Origin of the sequence: Allonocardiopsis opalescens, assembly GCF_003002095.1 — a bacterium.
GTDB lineage: Bacteria > Actinomycetota > Actinomycetes > Streptosporangiales > Streptosporangiaceae > Allonocardiopsis > Allonocardiopsis opalescens.
In genome coordinates, this window is record NZ_PVZC01000001.1 from 1,328,776 (window position 1) to 1,344,521 (window position 15,746).

Genomic DNA, 15,746 nt, shown 5'->3' on the forward strand with positions numbered 1-15,746 from the left:
CGGGCCCACGGGCTAGTGGGCGGCCACCCCGCTGAGCTCGTTGGGGGTGCCGGGCAGGGTGGCGGTGGTCAGGATCTCGCGGGCGGCGATGTCGATGGCGTGGATCTCGCTGGTCGCCGGGTCGGTGACGTAGGCGGTGCCCTCGCGGACGAAGATCGCCGGGCGGGGCTGCTGCCACTCCAGCGGTTCCTCCCACGCGTCCATGACCGGGATGGTCTCCACGACCTCGGCGGCCTCGGGGTCGATGACGTGGACGGCGCCGTCGGTGCCGAGCACCAGCGCCTCGCCCTCGGGGCCTCTGGCCAGCGAGCGGAAGGTGTAGCTGGTGCCGATGTCGACCAGGGTCAGGTCGCCGTCGGCGGTGTCGATGAGCGAGACCTGCTCGGGGCGCTCCAGTTCGGCGTCCGCGTCGCGCTTGTAGTCGCCGAGCACGATGGGCGAGACCTCCGAGCCGGCCTGGTTGCCGATGCGCCCGTAGTCGTCGGGGCTGTCGACCTTGGTGATCTCGCCGTCCCGGTAGATCAGGACGCCGTCCTCGCAGCCGATGACGACGGTCTCGTCCTGCGCGGTCGCCTCGCCGTGCACGCCGGGGCACTCCTCGCTGCGGGCGATCTCCTCGCGGTTCGCGTCGAGGACCATGATGCCGGTGCGCTCCTCCTCGTTGCCGATGGTGACGAGGAGTTCGCCGTCGGCCAGCTCCACGGCGACGCCGTGGTGCGGCTCCTCGGTCGTGTAGACCTCGGTCTCGGGGGCGCCCTCGGCGAGCTGGGCGGGGTCGAAGCTGGTGACCTCGCCGGTCCCGTCGGTGAAGAGCACGGTCCGGCCCGCGTGCCGCACGACGTGCCCGGGCTCGGCGCCCGGGAACACGATGTCGGTGAGCCGGGCGGCGGACGCGTCGAGCACCTGGAAGCCCTCGGAGGTCGAGACCATGACGTGGCGGTCGTCGCCCGCGGGGTTGACGCGGTTGAAGCCCTCCAGCGGGATGTCCCCGGCGAGCTCCAGGGTGGTGCCGTCCAGGACGTAGATGCCGCCGTCGTAGGTGACGGCCAGGGGTTCGGCCACCGACACCGGCGGCGAGGCGTCCTCGGGGGCCGCGCCGGTGGGCTGTCCGCCGCAGGCGCTCAGCGCGAGCACGGCGGCGGCGACGCCGGACAGCGCGGCCGTCGGGGTGGTGCGGGCGTGGGTGGTCATGTCGTGTTCGTCTTCCTATCCGGTGTGCCGGCTCCGGCGCGGCGCCCGTCCGGGACGGGTCCGGCCGGCGGAGCAGCGGCGGGTGGTGGGATCTGGGCAGGCTGCCGCCCGCGGCGGTCGCGCCGCGTACGGGCGGAAGGGGCGGGTCCGGCGCCGGCGCCGGACGCGTGGGACGGGGTCAGCCGCCGAGTCCGGCGGCGATGGCCTCGGTGTTGGCGCGCATCATCTCCAGGTACGTCGCCGCACCACCTCCCTCCTCGCTCAGCGACTCGGAGAACAGGGGGACGACCTCGATCTCCAGCCCCGCTTCCTCGGCCATGACCTGCGCGAGCCGGTCGGGCTGGGAGGAGTCGGCGAAGACCGCGGTGACCCCGGCCTCCCTGACCGCGGCGGCGAGGCCGCTGAGGTCGGCGGAGCTGGGCGAGGCCAGCGTCGTCCCGCTCGGGATGACCGCGCCGATCACCTCGAAGCCGTAGCGCTCGGCCAGGTAGCCGAAGACGTGGTGGTTGGTGACGAGGCTGCGCCGCTCGGGCGGGATCCGCGCGAAGCGCTCGGCCATCCAGGCGTCCAGCTCCTCCACCTGGGCGGAGTAGGCGGCGGCGTTGGCGCGGACCGCCTCGGCGTCGATCCCGGGCACGTCCTGGACGACGCGGTCGGCGATCAGGTCGACGGCCGTGCGGACCCGGGCGGGGTCGGTCCAGAAGTGCGGGTCGGGCTCGCCCGCCGACTCGTCGGAGCCGTAGTCGATCGGGTCGACGCCCTCGCCGACGGCCAGGACGGGGGTGCCGGCCTGCCGCGCCGCGTCGACATTGCGCAGCACGCCCTCTTCCAGGCCGAGGCCGTTGGCGACGACCAGGGAGGCGTCCTCGATCAGCGCCGCCTGCCGAGCGGAGATGCCGAAGGAGTGCGGGTCGGCGTTGGGCGGCATCAGCACCGTCACCTCGGCCTCGTCGCCGACGACGGCCCGGGTGAGGTCGCCGAGGATGTTGGTGGTCACGACGATCCCCGACCGCTGCTCGGCTCCCGCGCAGCCGCCGAGCAGGGCGAGGGCGGCCAGCGCGGACACGACGGCGGCGGCCGCGCGGCGGACCGAGGGGCGGCGGGCGCTCATCGGCCGGTCTCCACCATCAGGTCCGGGCTGATCTCCAGCTCGAAGGTGCGGGCGACGCGCAGCTCGTCGTTGTAGTCGATCTCGTAAACCGTGCCGGACGCGGGATCGTTGACGTAGGCGCGGCTGGTGTCGACCTGGATGACGGGAGCGGGTCCGGCCCCGGCCTCCACGGGTGCCGCCAGCAGCTCGGTCCGCGCGGTCTCCTCGCCGGTCTCCGGGTCCAGGGCGCGCAGCACGCCGTCCTCGGTGAGGGCCAGCACCGGTCCGCCCGCCCCGACGGCGTTCACCGCCACCAGCGCGTCGGCGGCGAAGCGCTCCCAGCCCCCGGCCTCGGTGTCCAGCACCCAGATCCCGTCTTCTCCGGCGGGCGCCACCAGGGTGGAGCTCGCCGGACGGCTGGTGAAGGTCTCCGGCCGCTCACCGTCGGGCACCGGGTCGGCGAAGCGGATCTTCTCGGCGGTGAAGGCGCCGTCGTCCTCGCCGACCACCAGGGCGCCGTCGGCGCAGCCGAAGACGGCGGCGTGCCGGGTGAGCGCGTGGCCCCGGGGCTCGGGGCAGGGCTCGGGGAGTTCACTGACAGGCGCGCCGTCGCGCCCGTGCACCCGGACGGCGCCGTCCGCGCCGGGCACCAGCACCTGCTGCCCGAAGGGGACCGCGGCCGGCGCCGGGGTGCCGGCGTCGATGGTCGCGGCCTCGGTGACGGACCCGTCCTCCAGGGCGGGCCGGTCGAGCAGGGCGACCGTGCCGTCGCCGAAGCCGACGGCCGTGACGGCGCTGTCGGTGGCCACGGCGCCGGGCCCCTCGCCGGTGACGGCGCCGACCGGCGCCACGTCGGTGCGGTAGTAGTGGCTGTGGTCGCCGTGGTCCACGGTCCACGCGCCGCTGTCGACGATGTGCGCGCCGCCGCGGTCGGCGGTGGTCAGATAGGCGAAGCGCCCGTCGCCGCTGATGCCCGCGACGCCCTCCACCGTGCCCGCGTCCACGACCTCCTCGGTGATCAGGTCCAGCACCCGGACCGCGCCGGTCCCCGTGTCGGCGATCACGAGGCGCGACTGCGGCTCGGCCGTCTCCTCGGCGCCCTCGACGTAGCCGTGCGGGACCTCCGCCGACTCCGCCGGGGCCGGTGCGGCCTGGCCGCCGCAGCCGGCCAGCAGCAGTCCGGTGCCGACGGCGGTCGCGGCGAACGCCGTTCCCCTCCTGGTACTCCGCGTCATGACGAGTGTTCGACCTCTCTTTCGGATCGGGCGGGGTCGGGGATGTCCGCCGCCTCGGGGACGGGTGCGCGCCGCAGCAGCCGGGAGGCCAGGGCGGACAGGAAGAAGGCGAGGACGGCGACGGCCGCGATGGTGGCGCCGCCGGCCGTGCCCCAGTACCAGGACAGGTAGAGGCCCACCAGGGTGGCGGCGGCGCCGATCAGCGCCGCGCCGAGCATGATCGCCGGGACGCTGCGCGCCCACAGCGCCGCGGCGGCGGGCGGGGCGATGAGCAGGCCGAAGACCAGCAGGGTGCCGACGATGTGGAACGAGGCGACGACGGCCAGCATGACCAGCCCGAGCAGGGCCGCCCGCGCCGTCCGCGGATACAGGCCGAGCGTGTGCGCCTTGCGCGGGTCGAAGGCCAGGGCGACGAAGGAGCGGTGCCCGATGGCCGACACCGCGGCCGCGACCGCCAGGGCGGCGCCGAGGACGTAGAGGTCCTGCGCGCGGACGGCGAGCACGTCGCCGAAGAGGAAGCCGGTGACATCGACGGCGAACGAGCGCGAGTGCGAGACGATGATCACGCCCGCGGACAGCATGCCGACGAAGAGCAGGCCGATGCCGGTGTCCTGCGACAGGCGGGGCGAGCGGCCGAGCACCGTCAGCCCGAGCGCCATGGCGCCCGCGCTCAGTGCCGCCCCGATCATCAGGTTCACGCCGAGCAGCGAGGCGAGCGCCACGCCGGGCAGCATCGCGTGCGACATGGCGTCGCCGAGGAAGGCCATGCCGCGCAGCACCACCCAGGTTCCGGCGAGCGCGCAGATGGCCGAGACCAGCACACCGCCCCACAGCGCCCGCTGCACCATCGACGCCGCGAACGGTTCGAGTAGACCCTCCATGATCGGCGATACTACAATGATTATCATTCTCATTATCAAATCGGGGGTGGCATGAAGGGCATGAAGGGCCTGCGGAGCGCCGGCGGCGCGGAGCCGGAGCGGCCGGCGGACGCGGTGGCGTTTCACGGACTGAGCGCGGGCTACCCGGGGCGCCTGGCGCTGCGCGGGGTGACGGCCGCCTTCCCGCGCGGCCGGACCACCGCCGTGCTGGGTCCCAACGGCTCGGGCAAGTCGACCCTGCTCGGAGTGGCCGCGGGCGCCATCGTTCCGCTCTCCGGCTCCGTCGCCCGCGCCGGCTCCACCCGGCCCGCCTTCGTCGTCCAGCGCAGCGCCGTCGCCGACGCCCTGCCGATCACCGTGGAGGAGACCGTCGCCATGGGCCGCTGGGCGCACCGCCGCCCGTGGCAGCGCCTGACCGCCCGCGACCGCGCAGTCGTGGCCGAGTGCCTGGCGCGGATGGGCCTGGAGGGGCTCGCCGATCGCCGGCTGGGCGACCTGTCCGGCGGCCAGCGCCAGCGCGCCCTCGTCGCCCAGGGCCTCGCCCAGGAATCCGACCTGCTCCTCCTCGACGAACCGACGGCCGGCCTGGACCTCGACGCCCAGGACCGCATCTCCACCACCCTCGCCGAGGCGTGCGAGCGCGGCACCACCGTCGTGCACGCTACCCACGACCTCGCCGACGCCGCCCGCGCCGACCACTGCCTGATCCTCAAGGACGGCCGCGTGCTCGCCCAGGGCCCGCCCGCCACCGCGCTGACCGGCGACACCGTCCGCGAGAGCTGGGGCCTGACCGGACTGCTGTGACGCCTGCCGCCATGCGCGGGAGAAGTCCTCGCGGCCGTGCCGGTCCCGTTTCGGTCCCGTTCGGCTTATGGGGGAGCGGGTCGCGGAGCGCGGGCCGGGCGGTCCTTCAGGACGGCAGCTGGATCCGCAGGCCGCGGTTGGTGAGGGAGGTGTCCCCGTTGTGGCAGTTGCGTCCGCCCCAGGCGATGAGTCCTTGTGCGGACAGCGCCTCGGCGGCCTCGGCGCCGCAGTAGTCGGCGAGCTCGGTCAGCCGCCGGTAGCCGAGTCCGCCTGAGTGGGGGTCGAACACGCTGAGGTTGCGGCCGTTGAGCGAGATCACCTCCTCGGCCGAGGTGACCCACATTGCTCCGCGGTCGTACGGCGCCACTACCAGGTCGACCGGAGGGCGCAGGTCCCGGACGTCGTGGGAGGCGATCGTCTCCAGGGTGCCTTCCCCGCTCAGGCGTGCGACGTGGGTGCGGGTGTCGTCGGAGGCGAGGAGGTAGGCGGAGCCCCGGTCGTTCGAGGCGATGCCCAGGTAACGGAGCGATCCGGTGAGTTCGACGTCATGGGGCACCACGGAGACCGACTCGCCTTCCGGCTCATAGCGCCGGACCGCGAGGGCGCGGTCGGTGTCGGTGCCGGCCAGCAGGACAGGACCGGGACCGGTCGCCGCCATGGCCTGCACCTGGATGTCGATGTCGGTGGCATGCCAGCGGTCGTCGGCGATCGCGTAGCTCAGGAGTGAGTCTGTCGGCCGGTTCGGCGTGTGCCCGCCGCCGATCACCATCCACTCGTCGGTCGCCACACCCATCGCGTGACTCCGTCCTTCCGGAGCCGGTGCGATGGGCCGCCAGGTGTCGTCCTGCGGGTGGTAGGCCGCTCCGTCCCAGGCGTGCCGGTCAGGGCCGGGTTCGCTCGTCGCGCCGCCCCAGACGATCATCTCCGTTCCCGTCCACACGGCGACGTGCTGCGTTCGCGGCGGCACCGGAGCGGGAGGGATCGCGTCCCAGCCGCCGCCGGTCAGGGAGAGCACCGCCCCGTCCTGGTGCGGTCGGTGCTCGTCTCCGGAGTCTCCACCCCAGATCAGCAGGGAGTCCGCTGCCGGCACCGAGGAGTGCCCGATCCGCGGCTGCAAGGGGGAGGCGTCGATCTCCGACACCACCAGGTCCATCTCCGCCGCCTCAGGGCCGCCAAGGGCGCAGGAGCTCGCCAGGAGGACCAGGGCCAGTAGCCCGATGGGAGTGGCCTTCACCGTATCGAAGCCATTTCTCTCTGTGGAGAATCTCGGAAACCCTATCGGCCCGCTCAGCCCTCTGTGGGCACGGCCCGGGCCCGGCGGCCGGCCGCTTCCAGCCAGACCAGGCCCGCCGAGGCGAGGGCGCAGACCAGCATCACCAGGTAGGCGGTCCGGTAGTCGGCGACGAGCGCCACGTAGCCGGCGGCCGGGGCGCCGGCGGCCAGGCCGATGTCCCAAAACGACGTGAACGCGCCCAGGGCGGCGCCCTGGCGGGAGGAGTCGGTGCGGTTGAGCACGACGAGCGCGAGGGCGGGGAAGAGCAGCGACAGGCCCGCGCCCATGACCAGGCCGCCGAGCACCGCCACCGCGATATTGGGCGCGAAGGCGACCAGCGCGAGCCCGACCGCCTCGGCCAGCGCCGACCACACCGCCACCCGGTTGCCGCCGTAGCGGTCCGGCCAGTGCCCGACGAACAGGCGCACACCCACATAGGTCACACCGAAGGCGTTCAGCGCCGCGATGCCGCCGCTGACCCCCAGCGCCGACATGTGCAGCGCGACGAAGGCGGCCAGCGCGGCGTAGCCGAACGCGGCCAGGGAGAGCGCGATCCCCGGCAGCACGACGGAGGACGGCAGCAGGCCGCCGCGCGCGCCCGTCCCCGGGGCGCGTACGGGGCGCGGCGCGGCCAGCACCAGCGCCACGGCGACCACCGCCAGGCCGGCGCAGCTGAGCCAGACGGCCGCGAAGCCCGAGTAGGACATCACCACGGCGCCGAGCAGCGCGCCCAGCGTGATCCCCGACCACATGGAGATCCCGTAGAGGCCGACCACCCGGCCGCGCCGCTCGGGCGGCGCGAGCGCGACCAGCCAGGCCGCCCCCGCGGTGTACACGGTGCCCTCGCCGATGCCGTGCAGGACGCGGACCGCCACCAGCGACACCAGGTCGCCGGCGGCGAGGTAGGCCGCCCCCGCGAGCACGCACACGACGGCGCCCGCCAGCATCAGGTTCCGGTGCCCGCGCCGGTCCGCCACCCGGCCGGCCAGCGGACGGGTGATCACCGCCGACACCGCGATGGCGGCGACGGCGGTGCCGACCTCGACGTCGCTGCCGCCCAGCCTGTCCTGGACGAAGAACGGGACGGTGGCGAGGGTGGCGCCTACCCCGAGCAGGCAGCAGAACAGGGCGCCGAACAGCGGCAGGAACGGGCGGTAGAAGCGGGCCGCCTCGGCCGCGCGGCTCACGCGCGCCTGCCGGTGCCGGCGTCGGCCGTCGGCCGGACGTGGAAGAAGTGGGTGGGCAGGTGGACCGCGAGTCCCTCGTGGATCTCCGCGCACACCGCCACGCCGGGCCGGGCGAAGGTCCCGGGCGGCGGTTCGGCGACCCGGATCACCGAGCGGCCGCCGTCGAGCAGCCGGGCGGCCATCGCGAAGTCGCCGACCAGCGCGCAGCCCGGCTCCACCATCCGGGTCCGGCTGATGAGGGTGCCGTTGCGGGCCAGGTCCGCGAGCAGCCCGGTGCCGACCATGCGGAAGTAGTAGTCCTGCGGGTTGACGATCATCGCGTGCGCGGTGGCGCCGATCTGCTCGATCTCGTTGCAGGCCGTCATCAGGCCCGCCAGGTAGTCGCCCTGGTAGGGCAGGGTCGCGATGCCCGGATGGGTGAGCAGCCCGTGCTCGCCGATCGTCAGCGCCTGGTTCTCGGCGGTGGCCAGCCGCACCAGCAGCCGGAAGTCGATGAAGGCCGCCAGCCCCTCGGGGTCCTCGAGCAGTTCCTCGGGCAGCTGCACCCACGCCGAAATGGGGTGCACGTCCGCCTCCGCCGTCCCGGAGCGGAAGGCCGCCTCGGGGCGCAGCGCCGACTCGCGCACGGTGGCGGCCTCGGCGGCGCCGGGCCGGTCCTCGGTCCAGAACCGGACCGGGCCGGCCCCGGCCGGGCGCTTGCGGAACAGGTTGCGCACCGTCACCCGGGGCCGGTCCTTGGTCGGCTGGAAGGCGTCGGTGATGGTGAAGTCGAAGCGCACCGCCGCGCCGGTGCCCTCGGCGGCGAAGGCGCGGGCGAAGGCCGCGCCGGGAGAGGCGGCGGGGGAGTCGGCGGGCGGCGCGGCGGCGGGCGTGCGTGCGGGGGACGGGGAGACCATGGCTGCTCCGCTCAGATCGCGTGCTTGACGAGCTCGTCGTAGAAGGGGCGGTGGTAGTCGTAGTGGGAGCGCAGCAGCGCGTCGTCGTCCACCGTGGCGGTGTATCGGCTCGCGGGCGCCTGGAAGCCGGAGCTGGCGCTGGCCGCCCGGTGCCACTGGCGGGTGCGGCTCCACTCGGCGCGGTCCCCGGGCCGCCAGCTCAGCGCCTCGGCCACGAAGGGCAGGCCGACCGCGGCGCAGTAGGCGGCCACCACGGCGGCGGGGTCGGCGAGCAGCCGGTCGGCGTCCACCACCGCGGGCGCCCGCCCCGTCACGGCGCGGACCAGCGCGAAGATGTCGTACAGGTGCTCGTAGCCGAACTCGTGCCGGGCGGCTGTGGGCTTCATCGCGTGCAGTGAGGCGATGGCCGGGCGCGGGTCGCGGACGATGAAGGTGTGGGTGATGTCGGCGATCCGCTCCGGGTGCTCGAACAGGTAGCCGTAGCGGTACTCGACGGTGTCCTTGAAGAACACCGGGCGGTCGCTGGCCAGCTCCCTGAGCCGGTCGAAGACCTCCGCCGCCGAGCGCGCCACCACGGTGCCGCCCGCCCCGTCCGGCAGCGCCACCTCGCCGGTGTCCACCAGGGTGACCAGCGGTTCGTGCACCACCGTGACATCGCCGCGCTCGATCATCATGCGCAGGAAGGCGGTGGACAGCGAGCGCGGGTGCGCCCACAGCGCGATCACCGTCACATCGACCACCCGGTGGGGACGCGGTCCCAGCGGTGCTCGCGCAGCCGGGCCGCCAGCCCGGCGTCCAGCGGCCGGCCGTCGGAGACGGCCAGGTTGGCGCGCACGTGCTCGATCCTGCGCATACCGGGGATGACGGTGCTGACGGCCGGATGGTGCAGGATGAACCGGAGCGCCAGTTCGGCCATCGTCATCCCCTCGGGCACCAGCGCGCGCAGCCGCTCGGCGCGCTCGACGCTGGGGCCGAGGTTCTCGGGGCCGAAGTAGGTGGCCCGCCAGTCGTCCTCGGGGAAGGTGGTCGTGCGGGTCAGCGCCCCGGTGAGCGAGCCCTCGTCGAAGGGGACGCGGGCGATGATGCCGATGCCCTCGCGGGCGGCCCGCCCGAACAGCTCGTCCTCGGGCGCCTGGTCGAAGATGTTGTAGATGACCTGGATGACGTCGATCAGGCCGGTGTCGAGCGCGGCGAAGCAGTTGGCCGGCTCCCAGCGGTTCACGCTGATGCCCACCCCGCCGATGACGCCCTCGGCCCGCAGCTCGGTGATCGCCGCCTGCCAGCGCTCGTCCTTGGCCCAGCGGTCCTCCCAGACGTGGAACTGCATGAGGTCGATGCGGTCCACGCCCAGGTTCTCCAGGCTGCGGTACGTGAACTCGCGGATGTGGCCGGGCGGGAAGACCTCGTCGAGGGTGTCCTCGGGGCGCGGGGGCCACTCCCGGTTGAGCGGCGGGATCTTGCTGGCGACGTACAGCCGCCGGTCCGGGTGGCGGGCCAGCAGTGCCCCGAGCAGCTGCTCGCTGACGCCGCGGCCGTACACCCAGGCGGTGTCGAAGAAATTGCAGCCCAGCTCGACGGCCTCGTCCAGGCAGCCCGGCGCGGTGTCGTAGTCCCAGCCGGTGAAGCCGCCGGGCCCGCCGCCGATGCCCCACATGCCGTACCCGACCTCGCTGACCTGCCAGCCGAGCCGGCCCATCGTGCGGTACCGCATCTTGCTCCCCATCTCTGTGTCGTCCGCCGTCACGGTGTCGTGGCGGCCGCTAGGCACCGGCCTGCTGGAGTTCGCGGGTCTCGCCCGGCGGCCCGAGCAGCCCGCCGTGGTGGTCGAAGTAGCGGCGGTAGGCGGCGATCGGGCCGCCGAGCCAGTCGTCGGTCAGGCCCTGCCGCCGCTCCAGCCGGCGGCAGGCGCTCTTGTCGAACAGGCGCGGGTTGTCGGTGAGCAGCCGGCCGAACATCCGCTCGGCCGCCGCCTCGCCGCCGTCGCCCGTGTCGGGCAGCAGCGCGAGCAGGGTGTTGAGCTCGCGGTCGCCGCTGCGGACCGCCGCCTCGCGCAGCCGCGCCAGGAACTCCGTGCACGGCACCCGGCGCACCAGCGTGCCGAAGCGGGAGAACACCTCGGCGAAGCAGACGCTCTCGGGGTGGAAGACGTGCAGGTCGCGTCCCCACGCGTCCGGGTCGAACACGGCGGCGGCCATGCGCGCCGCGGCGTAGTCCACCGGGGTGTAGTCCGAGCGGATGTCGGTGTTGGGGCAGACGCCGAGCCGGTGGAAGGCCGACAGCAGCAGGTGGGTGAGCGCCCGGGGGTTGGGGTGGCCGTCGTCGGCGGGCATCACCTCGCCGAGCCGCAGCACGGTGACCACCGCCCCGCGGCGGCGCGCCCCGGCCAGGTAGCGCTCGGCCGCCCACTTCGACCGGCTGTAGCCGCTCACCGGCACCGCCACCTCGGCCAGGTCGACGGACTCGGGCAGCACGGCGCCCCGGCGGGCCGCTTCGGCCTCCAGCACGCCGAGCGTGGAGACGTGGTGCAGCGGCTTGGGCCGCCGGTCCAGGGCGAGCCGCAGCATCTCGCGGGTGCCGAGCACATTGGGCGCGCGGTGCGCGCCGTAGTCGTACAGGAAGTTCACCAGCGCGCCGGCGTGCAGCAGCGCGTCGCAGCCGCGGGCCAGCCGGTCCCAGGTGGCGGCGTCCAGGCCGAGCCGGGGGAGGGTGAGGTCGCCGGCGACCGCGCTGAGCCGCGCGGCGGACCGCTGCCCGTCGAGCCCCTGCGCGGCCAGCGCCTCGCGGACCCGGCGCAGCGCCGCGGCGTCCTCGCCCGCCCGGACCAGGCAGACGACCCGCGCGTCGGTCCGCTCCAGCAGCTCGTGCACCAGCCGGGCCCCGACGAAGCCGGAGGCGCCGGTGACCAGCACGGTGCCCGGCGCCCGGGACGGCGGCGCGGGCGCGGCGGGGAAGGCGGCCGGCGCGCTCGCGTCGCGGCGCAGCAGCGCCTCGTCGTCGGTGTCGGCGGCGGGCCGGGCCAGGCGGTCGTCGATCAGCCGGGCCAGCGCCGTGGCGCGCGGCTGGTCGAACAGGTCCCGCACCCCGACGGGGACGCCGAAGGCGGCCCGCAGCGCGGCCACCGCGGCCACGGCGCTGATGGAGTCGGCTCCGGCGCGCATGACGTCGTCGTCGGGGCCGAGGGCCGGCTGGTGCAGCACCGAGCGCAGCACGCGCAGGACGCGGGCCGCCGTGCCGTCGTCGTCGGGGCCGGCGGGCGCGGCGGGCGGGCCGAGCAGCCGGCGGTCCAGCACCTCGGCCAGCGCGCGCCGGTCGACCTTGCCGTTGTCGGTGAGCGGCATCGCGGCCAGCACGACGTAGTAGCGCGGCAGGCTCGTGCGCGGCAGCACCCGCGTCAGGCGCTCGCGCAGCGCCTCCTCGGTCAGCCGCTCGTCGCCGGCGGCGAACAGGGCCAGCGCGCGGGCGCCCCCGGCGGTGGCGGCCAGCACCTTGGCCTGGCGGACGCCGGGGACGCCCTCGGCGGCCACCTCGATCTCGCCCGGTTCGATCCGCACGCCGCCGACCTTGACCTGGACGTCGGCGCGCCCCTGGAAGTGCAGCCGGCCGGCCGCGTCGTAGTAGCCCAGGTCCCCGGTCCGGTACAGCCGGTCTCCGGGCACGGACGCGAAGGGGTTGGGCACGAAGACCGCGCCGGTGCGCGCCGGGTCGCCGCGGTAGCCGGCGCCCAGGCAGGCGCCGCCGACCACGATCTCGCCGGTGGCGCCGGGCGGCAGCGGGCGCAGCGCGTCGTCCACCACGACGGCGTAGCAGTTGTCGATGGGCCGGCCGAGCGGCACCGCGTCGCCGTCGGCCGCCTGGACCGGGTGGAAGACCATGCCGATGGAGGTCTCGGTCGGGCCGTAGCCGTTGGTGACCCGCAGGCCGGGCAGCAGCGTCCGCAGCCGGTGCACCATCCGGGGGTTGATCTCCTCGCCGCCCACCACCAGTTCGCGCAGCGACGCGATGCGCCGCAGCGCGGCGGGGTCGCCGTCGACCATGGCCACCACCACGTTGAAGATGCTCGGCACGAAGTCGGTCAGGGTGACGCCGTGCGCGGCGATCGCGGCGATGGTGTGCTCCAGGTCCAGGAACTCGTCCTGGGGCGGGACGACCGTGCGGCCGCCGATCGTCAGCGGCCAGAACAGCTGCCAGACCGAGGAGTCGAAGGTGTGCCTGCTGTTCTGCAGCACGACGTGGTCGGCGGTGGGCTCGAAGTAGCGCGACATGAAGCGGAAGCGGTTGGTCAGCCCGCCGTGCAGGTTGACCGCGCACTTGGGGGTGCCGGTGGTGCCGGAGGTGAAGATCCCGTAGATCGGGTCGTCGGGGCGCAGCGGCACACCGGGGCGGTGCGGGCTCGGGGCGATCCGGTCGACCGCCACCTCCAGGGCCCGGCCCGGGTGGTGGTGCGGCGGGGCGGTGTGCGCGGCGTGCAGCACCAGCCGCGGCGCCAGTACGTCGAGCGCGGTCGCGATCCTTGCCTCCGGCCAGGCCGGGTCGAGTGGCACGAAGGCGGCGCCGAGCTTCATCAGGGCGAGGTAGCCGGTGACCAGCTCCAGGCTGTTGCCCATCAGCACCGGCACGGTGTCGCCGCGCCCGACGCCGCGGTCGGCCAGCGCCGCGGCCAGCCCGTTGGCCAGTTCGTCGAGTTCCCGGTATCCGAGGGTGCGTCCGAGGTGGGTCACCGCGGGACGGTCGGGGGCGAGGTCGGCCTGCCGCTCGATCATGGTGGGGATCGCGACGAAGGGGCCGTAGGGCACCGCGCGGCCGGCCAGGGGGCCGAGCACCAGCGCGCGGGAGCGCGCGCCGATCCCGGGAGCCGCGGCGGCCGGCAGCCGCGGGTCGGCCAGCAGCGCGGCCAGCACCTCGGCGAAGACCTCGGCGGCCGCGGTGCGCGCCCGCCACCACGGGTCCGCGCGGTCGCAGTCGACCGCGGCGGTGATGGCGGCGGCGGTCGGCCGGCAGGTGACCAGCACCCCGGCGCCGGTCGCCGGCTCCGCCTCGGCGGCCTCGCCACCGCTCAGCAGGCGGACGTGCATCAGTTCGCCGGCCGGACCGGAGGCGGGCCGGGCCAGTTCGCGCAGGCGGGCCCGCGCCGACGCTCCGTCGAGGTGGCGCACCTCCTCGGGCGGCTCGGGCAGGTCCACGGCCGCCGGCCCGGCCGTCACCCGCAGGCCGCAGCGGCGGCCCAGCCGGGCCAGGGTCTCGACCGCGGCGAGCGCGGCCGTTTCGGCCGTCACCTCGGGGCCGGTCAGGCCGCCTCCCGGCGATTCGCGGGAGTAGCGGCCGTCGTCGTGGTGGTCTGGGTTCGCACCTGGCGCGCCGGCCGGAAAGCTCATACACCCTCCGCGGTGACAATTCCGGGACGCCCCACGGGGGTGTGGTGGAAGGCGGGCTGCCGGAGTGGCCGCAACGGAGCAGACGTTAATTGATCGTTTTTCGCTACGGAAGTCGTGATCTGTGATAATAAGGCTACGGTTGGTGATCGTTTCAGCTGGTGGCCGGGTTTCGGACGAAGAAAATGCTGGAGAGGGCGCTGTACTCACCTCGGTGCCATATGTTGCTCTCCCGGTGGTGACAGCGCCTTCGGCCCTCTGGATCGTCGTCGGAAATCGTGATATCGGGGCATGCGCGAACGGACGGTTGATTGATCTTGAATCGGCTCGGCGTCTTCGGTGTTCACGTTCGGTGATATCGGCGGGCGCGGAAACGAAAAGGAAATGCGTTCTTCCGGGCGATGATCAATTGAGTCGGTCGGGCGACACCGCGGCCGCGGCGCCCTGCGCCGCACCCGTCGCCGCCGCTCCGGTCACCGCCTCGGCCAGCAGCCGGCCCACCGCCGGGGCGGTCTGCACGCCGTAGCCGCCCAGCGCGGCCAGCCAGAAGAAGCCGGGGGCGGAGCGCTCGGCACCCACCACCGGAGTGTCGTCGGCCGTGCTGCTGCGCAGCCCGGCCCAGGCGCGCACCACCCTGCGGACCGAGAGGCTCGTCGCGGCCTGCAATCGTTCGACGCCGAGAGCGACGTCGATGTCGGCGGGCCTGGCGTCCACGGGCGGCGAGGGTGTGGCGTCCATCGGCGACACCAGCAGCCGTCCCGACTCCGGCTTGGCGTAGAAGCTGTCGCGCACATCGCACAGCATCGGCCACCCGGCCGCCGAGGTGCCCGCGGGCAGGTCCACCAGGAAGGCGGTGCGCCGCAGCGGCGTGAGCCCGATCCTCCGCACCCCGGCCAGCCCGGCCACCTCGTCGGCCCAGGCCCCCGCGGCGTTCACCACCACGGGCGCGGTGAACACACCGGCGTCGGTGTCCGCCCGCCAGCTGCCGCCCCGCCGGGCCAGCGCACGCACCCGCGCGCCCGTCACCACCCGGCCGCCGGCCCTCCGCACGCCCCGCAGGAAGCCCTGGTGCGCCGCGTCGACATCGATGTCCATCGCACCGGGGCGGTACAGCGCCCGGCTGACGCGCTCCCTCCGCACGATCGGCACCAGCTCGGCCGCCTCACGGCGCCCGATCTCGCGGGCCGGCTCCGCCGCTGCCGCACCGTCGGCGAGCGCCGCCTCGAAAGCCCCCTCGTCACCCGGCGGACACAGCGCCAGCACACCGCGCGGACCCAGCACCGGATGGTCGGCGAAACCCTCAGGCGGGTCCCGGTAGAAGGCCCGCCCCGCGGCCGTGAGCCCGCGCACCGCGGCATTCCCGAAGTACTCCGACAGCAGCGCCGCCGAGCGCCCGGTGGAGTGGTGCCCGGCCGCCGCCTCCATGTCGAGCACGACCGCCCGTCCACTGCCCGAAAGGAAGTAACCCGCGGCGGCACCGGCGATACCGCCGCCCACGATGAGGAAGTCGGTCACAGGATCTCCTCGCCCGCCCCGCCGCCGGACCTGTCCACCCGCCGGACCCCGCCCCGCCGCCTCCGCGCCGCGCCGACAGGGCCGCACGCCCGTTTCCTCCCCCCGGGCAGACCGGACGAACCGCCCCAAAAGGCGATTGGTCGATGGTGGGCGAGGAACGTTTCCGTGCCGTGCTCGAAGAGCGCCGCGCCGGGGCGGTGTTCCGGTACGCGTTCCGGACTCGCTGTCGTTTCCGTCCAAGACCTTCGCCGCGGCGCGGTCTAGCGTGGAGACGGCAGCTCGCCCGATCATGAGGAGTCGGCACA

Annotated in this window: 12 protein-coding genes; 1 reads left to right on the top strand and 11 read right to left on the bottom strand. The window is 74.6% G+C overall.

Features of this window, described 5'->3' with window-relative positions:
• Nucleotides 1-12: 12 nt before the first annotated feature.
• From aztD to aztB, 4 genes are all read right to left on the bottom strand, one after another.
• A complete protein-coding gene (gene aztD / locus CLV72_RS05470; protein WP_106240204.1) occupies nucleotides 13-1,191 on the bottom strand; it encodes a zinc metallochaperone AztD in 1,179 nt (392 codons plus the stop codon).
• A gap of 178 nt (nucleotides 1,192-1,369) precedes the next feature.
• Nucleotides 1,370-2,302 (bottom strand): zinc ABC transporter substrate-binding protein AztC, encoded by a 933-nt coding sequence (gene aztC / locus CLV72_RS05475; protein WP_106240207.1) that lies wholly within the window; start codon nucleotides 2,300-2,302, stop codon nucleotides 1,370-1,372.
• Nucleotides 2,299-3,516 (bottom strand): WD40 repeat domain-containing protein, encoded by a 1,218-nt coding sequence (locus CLV72_RS05480; RefSeq protein WP_106240210.1) that lies wholly within the window; start codon nucleotides 3,514-3,516, stop codon nucleotides 2,299-2,301. The genes aztC and CLV72_RS05480 overlap by 4 nt, the downstream gene beginning before the upstream one ends.
• The gene (gene aztB, locus CLV72_RS05485; RefSeq protein WP_106240214.1) at nucleotides 3,513-4,397 is read right to left on the bottom strand and encodes a zinc ABC transporter permease AztB; all 885 of its coding nucleotides are present in this window, start codon (nucleotides 4,395-4,397) and stop codon (nucleotides 3,513-3,515) included. The genes CLV72_RS05480 and aztB overlap by 4 nt, the downstream gene beginning before the upstream one ends.
• A 60-nt stretch (nucleotides 4,398-4,457) precedes the next feature.
• On the opposite strand from aztB, the gene aztA reads away from it, so the two are divergent.
• A complete protein-coding gene (aztA, locus tag CLV72_RS05490; RefSeq protein WP_106241438.1) occupies nucleotides 4,458-5,201 on the top strand; it encodes a zinc ABC transporter ATP-binding protein AztA in 744 nt (247 codons plus the stop codon).
• Nucleotides 5,202-5,307: 106 nt separating this feature from the next.
• On the opposite strand, the gene CLV72_RS05495 is transcribed toward aztA, so the two are convergent.
• The 7 genes from CLV72_RS05495 to CLV72_RS05525 all read right to left on the bottom strand — a co-directional run bounded on the left by CLV72_RS05495 (nucleotide 5,308) and on the right by CLV72_RS05525 (nucleotide 15,441).
• Complete coding sequence (locus CLV72_RS05495; protein ID WP_146159343.1) at nucleotides 5,308-6,435, bottom strand: Kelch repeat-containing protein; 1,128 nt, start codon at nucleotides 6,433-6,435, stop codon at nucleotides 5,308-5,310.
• Nucleotides 6,436-6,488: 53 nt separating this feature from the next.
• On the bottom strand, nucleotides 6,489-7,661 hold the full coding sequence (locus CLV72_RS05500; RefSeq protein ID WP_170140879.1) for an MFS transporter: 1,173 nt from the start codon (nucleotides 7,659-7,661) through the stop codon (nucleotides 6,489-6,491).
• Entirely contained in the window at nucleotides 7,658-8,557 is a 900-nt protein-coding gene (locus CLV72_RS05505; RefSeq protein ID WP_106240222.1) for a family 3 encapsulin nanocompartment shell protein, read from the bottom strand. Before CLV72_RS05505 ends, CLV72_RS05500 begins: the two co-directional genes overlap by 4 nt.
• Before the next feature lie 11 nt (nucleotides 8,558-8,568).
• Nucleotides 8,569-9,288, bottom strand: a complete 720-nt coding sequence (locus CLV72_RS05510; RefSeq protein ID WP_211302709.1) for a sulfotransferase-like domain-containing protein — start codon at nucleotides 9,286-9,288, stop codon at nucleotides 8,569-8,571.
• Nucleotides 9,285-10,268, bottom strand: coding sequence for an aldo/keto reductase (locus tag CLV72_RS05515; RefSeq protein ID WP_106241441.1), 984 nt, complete (start codon nucleotides 10,266-10,268; stop codon nucleotides 9,285-9,287). The genes CLV72_RS05510 and CLV72_RS05515 overlap by 4 nt, the downstream gene beginning before the upstream one ends.
• Before the next feature lie 49 nt (nucleotides 10,269-10,317).
• A complete protein-coding gene (locus tag CLV72_RS05520) occupies nucleotides 10,318-13,929 on the bottom strand; it encodes an amino acid adenylation domain-containing protein (RefSeq protein WP_106240228.1) in 3,612 nt (1,203 codons plus the stop codon).
• Nucleotides 13,930-14,331: 402 nt separating this feature from the next.
• Nucleotides 14,332-15,441 carry an NAD(P)/FAD-dependent oxidoreductase gene (locus tag CLV72_RS05525; protein WP_211302710.1) on the bottom strand — a complete coding sequence of 370 codons (1,110 nt, stop codon included), beginning with the start codon at nucleotides 15,439-15,441 and terminating at the stop codon, nucleotides 14,332-14,334.
• Nucleotides 15,442-15,746: the final 305 nt, after the last annotated feature.

Coding starts and splice junctions, on each gene's coding strand:
- aztB (WP_106240214.1), bottom strand. CDS start 4,397: ATGGAGGGTCTACTCGAACCGTTCGCGGCGTCGATGGTGCAGCGGGCG.
- CLV72_RS05515 (WP_106241441.1), bottom strand. CDS start 10,268: ATGCGGTACCGCACGATGGGCCGGCTCGGCTGGCAGGTCAGCGAGGTC.
- aztA (WP_106241438.1), top strand. CDS start 4,458: ATGAAGGGCCTGCGGAGCGCCGGCGGCGCGGAGCCGGAGCGGCCGGCG.
- CLV72_RS05505 (WP_106240222.1), bottom strand. CDS start 8,557: ATGGTCTCCCCGTCCCCCGCACGCACGCCCGCCGCCGCGCCGCCCGCC.
- CLV72_RS05480 (WP_106240210.1), bottom strand. CDS start 3,516: ATGACGCGGAGTACCAGGAGGGGAACGGCGTTCGCCGCGACCGCCGTC.
- aztC (WP_106240207.1), bottom strand. CDS start 2,302: ATGAGCGCCCGCCGCCCCTCGGTCCGCCGCGCGGCCGCCGCCGTCGTG.
- CLV72_RS05520 (WP_106240228.1), bottom strand. CDS start 13,929: ATGAGCTTTCCGGCCGGCGCGCCAGGTGCGAACCCAGACCACCACGAC.
- aztD (WP_106240204.1), bottom strand. CDS start 1,191: ATGACCACCCACGCCCGCACCACCCCGACGGCCGCGCTGTCCGGCGTC.